Here is an 11,908-nt window from a genome sequence, read left to right as displayed (position 1 = left end):
AGGTGCGTGATGGCTGAAATATTAATTGGTTTTATGGGTGCTGGGAAAACAAGTGTCGGCATACAATTAGCTAAGGCATTGAATAAACCCTTTATAGATTTAGATGCAGAAATAACGAAACAGATTAATATGCCAATTGCGACTTACTTTGATCAATATGGCGAGCAAGCGTTTAGAAAAATTGAAGCAGCGACATTAAAGGAATACCACCATCAAAACGTAGTGATTTCAACAGGTGGTGGCTGTGTGGAAACAGCCGACTGTCTAAAACTCCTTCAAAATCATGACTGTGTTATTTATTTACAAGCTGGTTTTGAGACACTTTGGCAGAGAATTATTCAAGATACAACCAATATACGTCCGCTTGCACAAGCTAAAGAGACAGACACTGTTCAAGCCTTGCTTGAAAAACGCCTTTCTTTATACGAAGCTGCAGCTTCATATGTCATTCAAACGGATCAACTTTCTACAGAAGAAATAGTAAGTGTGATAACAGACAGTATTGATACTAAAAAGGGGTGATTTGCTTGATTTCAAATCGTATTCACCAGATTCAACTATCCGCAACATTAGCGGCAACTCAAAAGACAAGAGAGCTAAAGGAAGCGGGCATTGATGTGATTTCTCTTACAGTAGGGGAACCAGATTTTGATACCCCAGCATATATTTTAGATGCGGCTAATCAAGCGATGTACGAAGGAAAGGGTCATCATTATACAGCTAGTGCGGGTATTAGCGAATTGAGAGAAGCAATCTCGACATACCATAAAAGCTATGATGACATTGACTACAGACCTGATCAAATATTCGTTTCAGCAGGAGCTAAGTTAGTTTTATATTACCTCTTTCAAAGTCTAATTAATGAAGGCGATGAAGTACTTGTTCCAACACCTTACTGGGTGAGTTATAGCGAGCAAATTAAGCTAGCAGGTGGTGTGCCTGTTTTCATAGAAACCCGTATAGATGATGATTTCGCAGTAACAGAAGAACTTCTGGAACGTTATACCACTAAAAAAACAAAGCTGCTTATTTTAAATTCACCGTCCAACCCATCTGGTGTGGTTTTTAATAAGGAACAGTTGACTACAATAGGAAACTTTTGTGTGAAGCATAATATTTTTATTATTTCAGATGAAATTTATAATCGACTTGTATTTAATGGTGCGACAAGTCCATCTATGGCGTCACTGTCAGAGGCTATCAAAAAACAAACCATTGTTGTTAATGGGATGTCTAAAGCATTCGCGATGACAGGATGGCGAATGGGTTATGCGATGGCAGACACCACGATTATTCAAGCTTTAGATAAAATAGCGAGTCAGACGAGTGGGAACCCAGCTGGAATTAGTCAGTATGCTGCTTTAGCTGCCTTAACCAATGCAACCGATTTTCTTAAATACAACCAAGCCTTATTTGAAGACCGACTCAATCATGCCTACCCACTCGTTGCGTCATTAGAGGGCTTCAAATTGCACGCTAAACCACAAGGGGCCTTTTATCTGTTTCCAGATTGCAAGGAAGCGTCAAAATTAACCGGTTATGATAATGTGGATGATTTTGTCATGGCCCTTTTAGAAGAAGCTCACGTGGGTCTTGTTGCTGGAAGTGGTTTTGGAATGCCAAACCATGTTCGTTTCAGTTATGCGACTTCAGAAGAGACGTTTCATGCAGGTGTTAGACGAATTGCTGAGTTTATTGAGAAGAAAAGAAAATAAGTCATAAAGAAAGTCATCAGGAGGTTTAACTATCCTGATGACTTTCTTTATGTTTAAAGGCGAGCAGACGGAGACCGTTTAGAATAACCAAAATGGTGCTTCCTTCGTGGCCAACGACACCAAGCGGAAGATTAATCAATTGAAGTAAGTTAGTAGTAATCAGAACGATAATCACAGCCAAAGAAAAAACAATATTTTGTAGGGTGATTTTCCTTAAACGTTTGGACAATAAGACGGAATAGGGAAGGAGACTTAAGCTATTATTAATGAGAACCACATCAGCTGTTTGCATAGCGATATCCGTTCCTTGGCCCATGCAATCCCAATGTCTGAATGAGCAAGTGCGGGTGCATCATTAATGCCATCCCCGACCATAGCAACACGCTTGTACTTTTTTTGTAAATCGTCTATTAACGTTGCCTTTTCAGCGGGCAAGCAATTGGCATAATAATCATCTAGTTCGAGTTCGTGGGCAATTGCTTGCGCCGTATAAAACTGATCTCCCGTCAGCATAACGGTTTGGATGCCTCGTGCTTTGAAGAAACGAATAACGTCCTTTGCCTCTTCCTTGACCGTATCGAGTAAGGCGAAATAGGCAATAATCTGATGATCTGCTGCCAAATAAATTAATGTTTTTCCTTCTTCGGATAAGCGTTGTGTTTCTTTTGAAAAAGGATTTACACCGTCAATAAAATCAGCTTTTCCTATTCGCCAGTCGATCTGATGATAATGTGCCGATAAACCAAAACCGGTTGAATCAATTTTATTAAGGAGAGATAGGGTATGAAAGGGTCTCTCTTCAATAAAGTTGATAAATGCTGCAGCAATGGGATGCGTTGATCCTTCTTCAAGGGCATAGACAATACTGAGTACTTCCTCTTCGTCATAGCAGTCATCAATAGCATAGTCCGTTACAACCGGTTTGCCATTTGTTAATGTAGCTGTTTTATCAAATGCGATGCAATCTAAATAGGCAAGATTCTCAATAGCGATCCCACCTTTAAATAAGATTCCAGCTTTAGCAGCGTTAGAAATGGCGGATAGTGTAGCGGGGACTGCGGATGCAACAAGGGCACAAGGCGATGCTACAGTTAGTAAAACCATACTGCGATAAAAGGATTCACTCCATCCCCAGTCTAGAACAAAATAAAAAATAAATAACATGAGGCTGACAAAAATAAGGACAGCTGATACATAGTAATTTTCAAGTTTCGTAATCAAGCGAGCAGTTTTAGAAGGGGTGTTTTGAGCTTCTGTGACTAGACGAATAACTTGGGCAAACAATGTGTCGTCTGCTTGTTTATTAACGGTAATCGTAACCGCTTCTTGCAGATTAATACTGCCAGCATAAACTTGTTGGTCCTTTGTTTTCTCACTTGGCATAGACTCACCATTAATAGAAGATTCATCGAACATGCCAAATGCACTTGTTAATAAGCCATCAATAGGAACACTTTCTCCTTTAGCTACAAAAACACGATCACCGATCGTTAATTCGTTAACATCCACCTGCTCTAAACTCCCATCTAGTTGATAGCGTTGAGCAGTTTGTGGAACAATAGTCATTAATGACCGAATGGCATCGCTACTTTTCATTTGCGCATAATGTTCAAGTGAACCTGATAGAGAAAAAATAAAGATTAATAAGGCACCTTCAAACCAGTAACCGATCAATGAGGCACCAATGGCAGCCAAAACCATCAACACATCTACATTCAAGCGTTTATTTTTAACGGTATCAATAATGCCTTCTTTAGCTTGCGAATAGCCACCGATTAAAAAAGCACCGATAAAAATTAAGGCTGATTCTGTATCTAATTGAATAGTTTGAGCGTAAAAACCAATTAAAATTAAAATACCACTTAGGAGAGTTGCTACCATTTTTTTATTTCTTTTTAAGACGTTTAACATTTCAATCACCTATTCTTTCTTATTTAAGTCTAACAAAAAGAAATAGAAAGATTAATGATTTTGTTAGATAGTAAATGACTCTCATTCTCACTTATCATAATTTGTTCAAATATATGGGTCGAAAAAGCAAACAACATCAATAGGAAAATAAAATGACTTGTGGTATCATTAATTAAAAGAAGAGATCAAACTATTGAAATGAATATATGTAAAGGTGGCGTTAATATGTTTAACTTCTTCAAGAAAGATAAAAAAGAAACAGTTGCACCAGTCGAAAAAGCGACATTGTATGCACCTGCAAACGGAAGAATTGTTCCGGTTACAGAAGTTGCTGATCCAGTATTCTCTCAAAAAATGATGGGAGACGGTTATGCTGTTATTCCAACAGATGGTGATATTTATTCACCAGTTGAAGGGAAGGTACTGAGTGTTTTTCCAACGAAACACGCGATTGGTATTCAAATGGCAAGCGGGATTGAAATTCTGATTCATATGGGATTAGATACAGTTGAATTGAATGGTAAACCTTTCGAGACATTTGTCAGTGAAGGCGATACGCTAACTGCTGATACATTAGTAGCAAAATGTGATTTAGCTTCATTAGCTGAGGCTGGTAAAGATAATGCTATGGTTGTTGTCATTACAAACATGGATAAGGTAAAAGAGTTTGTTCTAGACGAACATGCTGATGTTCAAGCTAAACAAGCAGTCGGTAGCGTTCAACATTTATAAGATAAGAAAAGCGGACAAGTCCGCCTTGGCCTATGAAAAAATAGGAAATTTAACCCTGAATTGTCAGGAGACTTCACGCTTCAGCGGGTTAGTCGAATGATATGCGTTAGCGAGCAGCGAAGCGCGCAATGGGGCAAATTTATCTTTTTTTCAGTAGGCCAGGACTTGGGAGCTAGACGTTGATGGCTGAACTTATAATCCCCTAGTCTATAAAAAAAATAAGTGTATGGAAGTTTTTACTTCCATACACTTATTTTAATTAACTATTAAAATGTCACACAAACACACTCTGCTGCATATGTTTCTTTATCTAGCAATGTTAAACGACCGCTTTCTTGATCACGTTTGAATAATGTCAAGTTATCAGAATCTTGATGACCGACAATCACATATAATTCGTCCGGTGAAAAATTAAAGTCACGCGGTGTTTTTCCTTCAGTTGGAACAATTTCTAGTAATTCCAATGATTGGCCATCCTCAGAAACTGCAAATACTGCAATTGAATCATGACCACGATTTGAGAAGTAAACAAATTTACCATCATTGCTCACACGAATCGCTGCACCACTGTTAAATGATGTGTGTGTGTCAGGGATAGTCGCTACGCGATCAACATATGTAAATGAAGCAGTTGCTTCGTCATAAGTTAAGATTTCAATCTCGTTACTTAGTTCGCAAACTAAATAAACAGTTTTGTTGTTTGGGTGGAAAACTAAATGACGTGGGCCTGAACCCGCTTTTGCTGTATAAGTGGCACGTTCGCTTAATTCGCCGGCATCAGATACATCGTAGCTGACGATTGTATCTGTTCCTAAGTCACAGACAAGTAGTGTTTGTGAACCTGGTGCATAATCTGTGTAATGAACATGAGGTGATGCTTGGTTTTCGTGAACGCTACTTCCTTGATGGTGTTTGCGGTCTGTTTGAACGATACGACCATCTTCTTGTTCTTTATAAACAGTGACAAAACCACCGTGATAGTTGGCAGTGAACAATAAGCCGCGTTTTTGGTCATAGGAAATGTAGCAAGGTGCAGAGTCTTCAGAAGTTGTTGCTGCACGTTTCACATAATCTCCGTTTTCATCTAAATCAAAAGCGGTTAGCCCGCCGCCATTTTCTTCTTTAGAAATGGTATACATGGTTTTTTTGTCATCAGAAAAAGTCAAATAAGTTGGTGTATCGACTTCTGCAATCAATTTGTAGTCAACTAATTGCTGAGTTTCTGTATTAAGGGTAATTTGGTGTACCCCTTTACTCGCTTTTTTTGTATAAGAACCTAGGTATAATGTGTGTTCCATCAATTAATTCCTCCTTGGGGATAAGTCTTAGTGATAGTATATCAAATTATGCGAGAAAAACGCTTTATAATGAATAAAAAAACAAAAAAATCTCAGGTACTTTGTTTTATCGACTATTGTGATAGAATAACAGTATCATCGTATAAAGGAGCTTTTTAACTATGATTAGCGAAATTGTCCATATCGGAAAAGAAGCGGTTAGTACCGAAGAAAATATTCTAATTTTATTTGGAGAAGATGCATCTCCTGCAATAAAAAATGTATCAGTTCTACAGTCCTTTAAAGAAAAGGATGCTGATTTTGAATTAAAACTGAATCATACTATTACGATTGGTGACCAAGTTTACACCATAACCTTTGTAGGTGAAAACGTAAGTGCTAATTTACGTGCGCTAGGGCATGTGACTCTTGTTTTCAAAGAATTCGATGAAGACAACTTTATTGAAACAAGTGTCTACTTAACTCCTCATCAATTGCCTCATATTGAGACAGGAATGACAATTACTTATCAATAAGTGAAAGTGAGTGAGTGGAATGGAGAAAAAACAAACAAATCATCGTTCCCAAGTGACGAAAACATCTTGGTTTGAAAGATGGTTTTTAAATAATAAGATTGTAACGACCTTATTGATTGTCTTATTGATTTTATTAATCATTTTAATCTTTTCAAAAATTTCACATCTGTTTCAACCGGTAGCTAGTTTTTTTAGTGTAATTGGCTTTCCATTGATTTTAAGTGGCATTTTATACTATTTAATGAACCCATTGGTGAACTGGTTGGAAAAGAAAAAAATAAATCGAACAGCCGCAATTTGGATGGCTTTTCTCGTTCTTATTTTATTAATCATCTGGGGAGTAGCCATTTTAATTCCAGTTATTCGTGAGCAAACGATAGGGATCATTGATGATATTCCTGAGTTCTGGGTTAAGATTAATGAGCTGTTTAACAATTTGTTTACCTACGACTGGTTCCGTTCTTTTCAAGAACAGTTTAAAGAGATTAATACCAGTATTTTTGATGCCTTATCATCGTGGGCAAATAACTTCCTGTCCAATACCTTCTCAGGAATTAGTAGTGTGCTAGGCGTTGTAACGAATGTATTTGTTGGTCTGATTACTATGCCGATTATTTTGTATTACTTATTAAAAGAGGGCGATAAGTTTCCAAACCAGATCCTTGCCTTCCTACCAACCCGCCACCGTTCAACAATTAAGGATTTACTGACGAAAATTAATTTACAAATCAGTCAATATGTTCGCGGTCAAATTACAGTTGCCTTTTTCGTAGGCTTAATGTTTGTCATTGGTTATTCGATAATTGGGTTAAATTATGGAATCGTGCTTGGCGTTCTAGCTGGATTCTTAAATGTCATTCCTTATTTGGGCTCTTTTTTGGCTATGGTTCCGGCTATTATTGTAGGCCTAGTTGATTCACCGATTATGTTAATTCAAGTACTGATTGTTTTTAGTATTGAACAGTTTATTGAAGGCCGTGTGATTTCACCTCAAATTTTAGGGAGCAATTTATCTGTTCATCCGGTTACCATTATGATTGTGTTACTAACGGCGGGTAAAGTATTCGGCTTAGTCGGATTTGTACTCGGTATACCAGGCTATGCAGTTTTAAAAGTTGTTTTCTTACACGTATTTGAGTGGTATAAGGGCTACTCTGGCTTGTATCATGAGCAGAGCCAAAGTCCACCAGCATCTAACTTAATAGAAGAAGAGTAAAAAAGTGAAACTTCGTTTCACTTTTTTTTGTGCATATGATTTGACACATGTGACAGCTTGTCATAAAATGGGGGGATGTGTTGTGACAAGATGTCACTTTTTTATTTTATAGAAAGAAGGTGTGGGTTTGCCTAAAAAAACTTTTTTCAATTTATCAGATGAAAAACGTCAACGTTTAATGTCGACCGCCTATGATGAGTTTTCTAAGATGCCATTAGAAGAGGTCTCTATTAATGTGATTATTCAGCAGTCTGATATTTCAAGAGGGAGTTTTTACCAGTACTTTCAAGACAAGGAAGATTTATATTTCTATTGTCTTGATCTTTTAAAGAAAGATCAAAATGAAGGGATTTTGAATTGTTTTGTCCAAGCTAATGGCGATGTGATAGAAGGATTACGATTAACCTTTAAGTTTTTGTATCACTATTATGTTCATAGTGACTATAAACAGTTTTACCATCACTTCTTCGTCAATATGTCGTACAGAAGAAGTAGCAATATATTTGAAAAAGAGACAGAGGATAAACAAAGCAAAGACCTTGTTTGTCGGTATAAACACTTAGTTGATCATATCGACCAATCAAGTTTGAGCTTTAGTAGTGAAGAGGAATTATATGAGTTTGTTCAATATATTTTTCAAATGATTCATTGGACACTGTCTAAAGTCTTTATCCAAAGCCTTTCAGAAGAAGAAGCGTTTAGGATGATTAACAACCGCTTATCGTGGTTGGAAAATGGTATTCGAAAAAAATAGAAACAATGGAGGAGGTTCTCTATGATTGAATTAGGGAAACGAATGTCATGGAAAGCATTTCTTGCTTCTGTGTTATTTATTATTATTCAGGTTTTTGCTGAATTAAATCTTCCGAATATGACATCAAGTATTATCAATGAAGGTATTGCAACTGGTGACTTGGATCATATTTGGAGTACAGGTATAAAAATGCTCTTACTAACAGCTATTACGATTGCTGCTGCTATTGTAGGGGTATATATTTCTGCGCAAGAAGCGCAACGAGTAGGTCGCCAAATTCGTGGTGATATTTATAAAAAAGTCATGTATTTATCAAAAGATAAAGTGAATAATATTGGAGCCGCATCATTAATTACACGCTCTACAAACGATGTTGAGCAAGTTCAATTAGTCTTTATGATGTTTTTGAGAATGATGATGTTTGCACCGATAATGGGAATTGGAGCAGCGGTTTTATCTTATACACAAAATCCAGACTTGGCTCGTATTTTCTTTGTATCTGTGCCCGTTTTAATTGTATTATTATTCCTCATTATGAGAGCGGCTATTCCACTCTTTAAACTGATTCAAAGTAAGACAGACCGTTTAAACCTCATCTTCCGCGAAGGATTAACGGGAGTACGTGTTATTCGTGCCTTTAATAAAAGTAACTATGAAGAAGCACGATTTGCAGAAGCGAATAAAGACTTTATGGATAACAACGTAAAGGCCATGTCGATTATGAGTTTACTAATGCCAACGATGACACTGGTGTTAAGTGTGACAAATATTTCTATCGTCTTAATCGGTGGGGAATTCATCGCTATTGGAAATATGCCAGTAGGGAACTTAGTAGCCTTTATTAGCTATTCATCCATGTTACTGTTTAGTTTTATGATGCTGTCAGTTATTTTATCAATGGTGCCTCGCGCTCAAGTTTCGGCAGCACGTATCAATGAGGTGTTAAACCTTGAAAGTACTATTCAAGATGGCCCATACAGCTTTGTTGAAAGTCATACAAAAGCAGAAAAAGGAACACTTGCCTTTGAACATGTGACTTATGCCTTCCCAAATGCTGAACGTGCGGCCTTAAAGGATGTCAACTTCTCAATGGAAACAGGTCAAACATTGGCTATTATTGGAGGAACAGGGTCTGGTAAATCAACAATTGCTAACTTGATGATGCGTTTTTATGATGCAACAGATGGTGTTGTTTCATTAAATGGTCGTGATTTGAAAGATTTAAAACAACATGATATTCATGAACGCATTGCTTATGTGCCTCAAAAAGCTAATTTATTCTCTGGAACTATTCGTTCTAACTTACTATTTGGTAATCCAGAAGCAGACGATAATGCCTTATGGAAAGCATTAGAAGTGGCACAAGCCAAAGACTTTGTTAAAGGTCTTAAGCACGGTTTAGATTCTCCAGTTGAACAGGGAGGAACCAACTTCTCTGGTGGACAACGTCAACGCTTGTGTATTGCACGTGCAATTGTGAAAAGTCCAGATGTCTATGTCTTTGATGATTCATTCTCTGCTCTTGATTTTAAAACAGACGCAGCATTACGTGCCGCTCTTAAGACAGATATTGATGATGCGATAGTCGTTATTGTTGCGCAACGTATCAGTACGGTTATGGAAGCGGATGAAATTATCGTTTTAGACAACGGTAATGTGGTCGGTCAAGGCACGCATGATGACCTAGTAAGAGACAATCAAACGTACCTAGAAATTATGAAATCTCAATTTAAAGAAGGTGAAAATGAATGAGAAATGCACCACGAGGAGCAGTAGTCAAACCTAAAAATTTTTGGGGAACACTTAAACGACTGCTTAAATATATGTCATTGAAAAAATGGCTACTATTATTCGCCTTTTTACTATCAGGGACTGCTACTATTTTACAAATTTTTACACCCAAAGTTTTAGGTAGTGCAACAACGGTTATTTTTGAAGGTGTGATGAAAGGGTCTCAAGAAGGAGCAGATGGTATAGCTCGCTTCCCGATTGACTTTGATACGATTAAAAGTATTTTAATATTACTGTTTGGCCTTTACGTTGCTAATGCAGTCTTGAGCTACATTGCACAGTTTACACTTGTTCGTATTGTTCAAAAAACGGTTTATGACTTGCGCCAAGACTTCAAGAAAAAAATGTCACGTGTTCCGATTTCTTATTATGACAGCAATAGTAACGGTGACATTATGAGTCGTGCTATTAATGATGTGGATAATATCGCGCGTCAGCTCGTTCAAATTGTTAACCAAGCGATCATTAGTGTCGTTCAATTTTTCGGGATTTTGATTATGATGTTAACCATTAGTTGGAAACTTAGTTTAGTAGCCTTAATTACAGTTCCGTTAAGTGCCTTCATTATTTCGCGTATTGCACCAAAATCACAAAAGTATTTTGGTAAGCAACAACGAGAATTAGGTAAATTAAACGGACAAATTGAAGAGAATTTTTCAGGACATACTGAAATTATTGCCTTCAACCAAGAAGAAAAGTCCATTGAAATCTTTGAAGAACAGAACGAAAAACTCTTTAAGGTTTCCTTTAAAGCACAATTTGTCTCAGGTGTTCTGATGCCATTGATGAACATGGTTAAAAACTTAGGTTATGTTTTTGTTGCTGTTTTAGGGGGATTGGAAGTTGCAAATGGGGCAATGAGTTTAGGTAATGTACAAGCATTCCTGACTTACACCAACCAATTCTCAGAGCCAATGAAACAATTAACCAATATCTTAAATACCATTCAATCTATTATTGCATCAACAGAACGTATCTTTGAAGTTTTAGATGAAGAAGAAATGCCAATCACTAAAACGAATAAACCAAAAGTTGAAACAGATGACAAATTAACATTTGAACACGTTCGCTTTGGTTATGGCGATTCAGCTGACTTGATGACTGACTTTAATTTAAGTGTCAAAGCTGGTCAAATGATTGCTATTGTTGGACCAACTGGAGCAGGTAAGTCAACTATCATTAACTTATTAGAACGTTTCTATGATATTAGAGGAGGAAGCATTCGCTTAGATGGTACGGATACACGCGACATTGACCGTGACGAATTACGTAACCACTTTGCCATGGTTCTTCAAGATACATGGTTATTCCATGGTACTATTTTCGATAATATTAAATATGGTGCTCGAGAAGGTGTTTCGGATGAAGAGGTTTATGCAGCAGCTAAAATGGCTCATGCAGATGAATTTATTCGAACATTACCTGATGGCTACCAAACTTATCTGAATGAAGATGCAAGTAATATCTCACAAGGGCAACGTCAGTTATTGACGATTGCACGTGCCTTCATTCGAAATCCTGAAATTCTAATTCTTGATGAAGCGACATCGAGTGTTGATACGCGAACTGAAATTCTGATTCAACAAGCAATGAGAAAATTACTTGAAGGAAGAACGAGTTTCGTTGTTGCCCATCGTCTATCTACTATTCGTGACGCTGACAATATTATCGTTATGAACCAAGGAGACATTATGGAAACAGGTAACCATAATGAATTGATGGCACAAGGCGGATTCTACGCCGATTTATATAACAGTCAATTTAACGAAGCATCTTAATAATCATAAACTAGGCGTCAGAAGGTTGAAAACCTTCTGACGTTTTTTTACATACAAGTAAAACTGTAGACTGAGATGTTTTTTTTGCCTCACTCGACATAAAAAACGAATAAAGTGTCGAGTAGGCAATTTTTTTAAGCTCAGTCGACATAATTAGCTTGAAAACTGTCAACTGAGCATCTTTTTTTCTCTCACTCG

General features: G+C 37.2%; 11 protein-coding genes. 8 read left to right on the top strand and 3 right to left on the bottom strand.

Annotated elements, in window-relative coordinates:
• Positions 1–9: 9 nt before the first annotated feature.
• Positions 10–522, top strand: a complete 513-nt coding sequence (locus G7057_RS00635; protein WP_076765579.1) for a shikimate kinase — start codon at positions 10–12, stop codon at positions 520–522.
• 5 nt (positions 523–527) lie between these two features.
• A complete protein-coding gene (locus G7057_RS00630; RefSeq protein WP_076765581.1) occupies positions 528–1,715 on the top strand; it encodes a pyridoxal phosphate-dependent aminotransferase in 1,188 nt (395 codons plus the stop codon).
• A gap of 25 nt (positions 1,716–1,740) precedes the next feature.
• Here G7057_RS00630 and G7057_RS11780 read toward each other — a convergent pair whose 3' ends face one another.
• Both G7057_RS11780 and G7057_RS00625 read right to left on the bottom strand, forming a co-directional pair.
• The gene (locus G7057_RS11780) at positions 1,741–2,007 is read right to left on the bottom strand and encodes a hypothetical protein (protein WP_227004611.1); all 267 of its coding nucleotides are present in this window, start codon (positions 2,005–2,007) and stop codon (positions 1,741–1,743) included.
• Complete coding sequence (locus G7057_RS00625; RefSeq protein WP_227004610.1) at positions 1,968–3,626, bottom strand: heavy metal translocating P-type ATPase; 1,659 nt, start codon at positions 3,624–3,626, stop codon at positions 1,968–1,970. Before G7057_RS00625 ends, G7057_RS11780 begins: the two co-directional genes overlap by 40 nt.
• A gap of 225 nt (positions 3,627–3,851) precedes the next feature.
• Between G7057_RS00625 and G7057_RS00620 the strand changes: the two genes are divergently transcribed.
• A complete protein-coding gene (locus G7057_RS00620) occupies positions 3,852–4,358 on the top strand; it encodes a PTS sugar transporter subunit IIA (protein WP_076765583.1) in 507 nt (168 codons plus the stop codon).
• A 266-nt stretch (positions 4,359–4,624) separates the two neighbouring features.
• Here G7057_RS00620 and G7057_RS00615 read toward each other — a convergent pair whose 3' ends face one another.
• On the bottom strand, positions 4,625–5,656 hold the full coding sequence (locus tag G7057_RS00615) for a lactonase family protein (protein WP_166160567.1): 1,032 nt from the start codon (positions 5,654–5,656) through the stop codon (positions 4,625–4,627).
• A 161-nt stretch (positions 5,657–5,817) separates the two neighbouring features.
• Here G7057_RS00615 and G7057_RS00610 point away from each other — a divergent pair, with 161 nt between their 5' ends.
• The 5 genes from G7057_RS00610 (at position 5,818) to G7057_RS00590 (ending at position 11,710) form a co-directional block, all read left to right on the top strand.
• Entirely contained in the window at positions 5,818–6,171 is a 354-nt protein-coding gene (locus G7057_RS00610) for a PTS glucitol/sorbitol transporter subunit IIA (RefSeq protein WP_166160566.1), read from the top strand.
• 19 nt (positions 6,172–6,190) lie between these two features.
• Positions 6,191–7,387 (top strand): AI-2E family transporter, encoded by a 1,197-nt coding sequence (locus tag G7057_RS00605; protein ID WP_166160565.1) that lies wholly within the window; start codon positions 6,191–6,193, stop codon positions 7,385–7,387.
• A gap of 127 nt (positions 7,388–7,514) precedes the next feature.
• The gene (locus G7057_RS00600; protein WP_166160564.1) at positions 7,515–8,141 is read left to right on the top strand and encodes a TetR family transcriptional regulator; all 627 of its coding nucleotides are present in this window, start codon (positions 7,515–7,517) and stop codon (positions 8,139–8,141) included.
• A 21-nt stretch (positions 8,142–8,162) separates the two neighbouring features.
• A complete protein-coding gene (locus G7057_RS00595; protein WP_166160563.1) occupies positions 8,163–9,893 on the top strand; it encodes an ABC transporter ATP-binding protein in 1,731 nt (576 codons plus the stop codon).
• Positions 9,890–11,710, top strand: a complete 1,821-nt coding sequence (locus G7057_RS00590; RefSeq protein ID WP_166160562.1) for an ABC transporter ATP-binding protein — start codon at positions 9,890–9,892, stop codon at positions 11,708–11,710. The genes G7057_RS00595 and G7057_RS00590 overlap by 4 nt, the downstream gene beginning before the upstream one ends.
• The last annotated feature ends 198 nt before the right edge of the window (positions 11,711–11,908 follow it).

The sequence above is a fragment of the Jeotgalibaca arthritidis genome (assembly GCF_011100465.1).
Lineage (GTDB): Bacteria > Bacillota > Bacilli > Lactobacillales > Aerococcaceae > Jeotgalibaca > Jeotgalibaca arthritidis.
The sequence above is the reverse complement of the archived record's forward strand: the minus strand, read 5'-3'. Positions and strand labels throughout refer to the sequence as shown.

Bases quoted from the DNA above. Each gene is read 5' to 3' on its own strand.
- G7057_RS00635 (WP_076765579.1), top strand. From the start codon at position 10: ATGGCTGAAATATTAATTGGTTTTATGGGTGCTGGGAAAACAAGTGTC.
- G7057_RS11780 (WP_227004611.1), bottom strand. From the start codon at position 2,007: ATGCAAACAGCTGATGTGGTTCTCATTAATAATAGCTTAAGTCTCCTT.
- G7057_RS00625 (WP_227004610.1), bottom strand. From the start codon at position 3,626: ATGTTAAACGTCTTAAAAAGAAATAAAAAAATGGTAGCAACTCTCCTA.
- G7057_RS00620 (WP_076765583.1), top strand. From the start codon at position 3,852: ATGTTTAACTTCTTCAAGAAAGATAAAAAAGAAACAGTTGCACCAGTC.
- G7057_RS00615 (WP_166160567.1), bottom strand. From the start codon at position 5,656: ATGGAACACACATTATACCTAGGTTCTTATACAAAAAAAGCGAGTAAA.
- G7057_RS00610 (WP_166160566.1), top strand. From the start codon at position 5,818: ATGATTAGCGAAATTGTCCATATCGGAAAAGAAGCGGTTAGTACCGAA.
- G7057_RS00605 (WP_166160565.1), top strand. From the start codon at position 6,191: ATGGAGAAAAAACAAACAAATCATCGTTCCCAAGTGACGAAAACATCT.
- G7057_RS00595 (WP_166160563.1), top strand. From the start codon at position 8,163: ATGATTGAATTAGGGAAACGAATGTCATGGAAAGCATTTCTTGCTTCT.
- G7057_RS00590 (WP_166160562.1), top strand. From the start codon at position 9,890: ATGAGAAATGCACCACGAGGAGCAGTAGTCAAACCTAAAAATTTTTGG.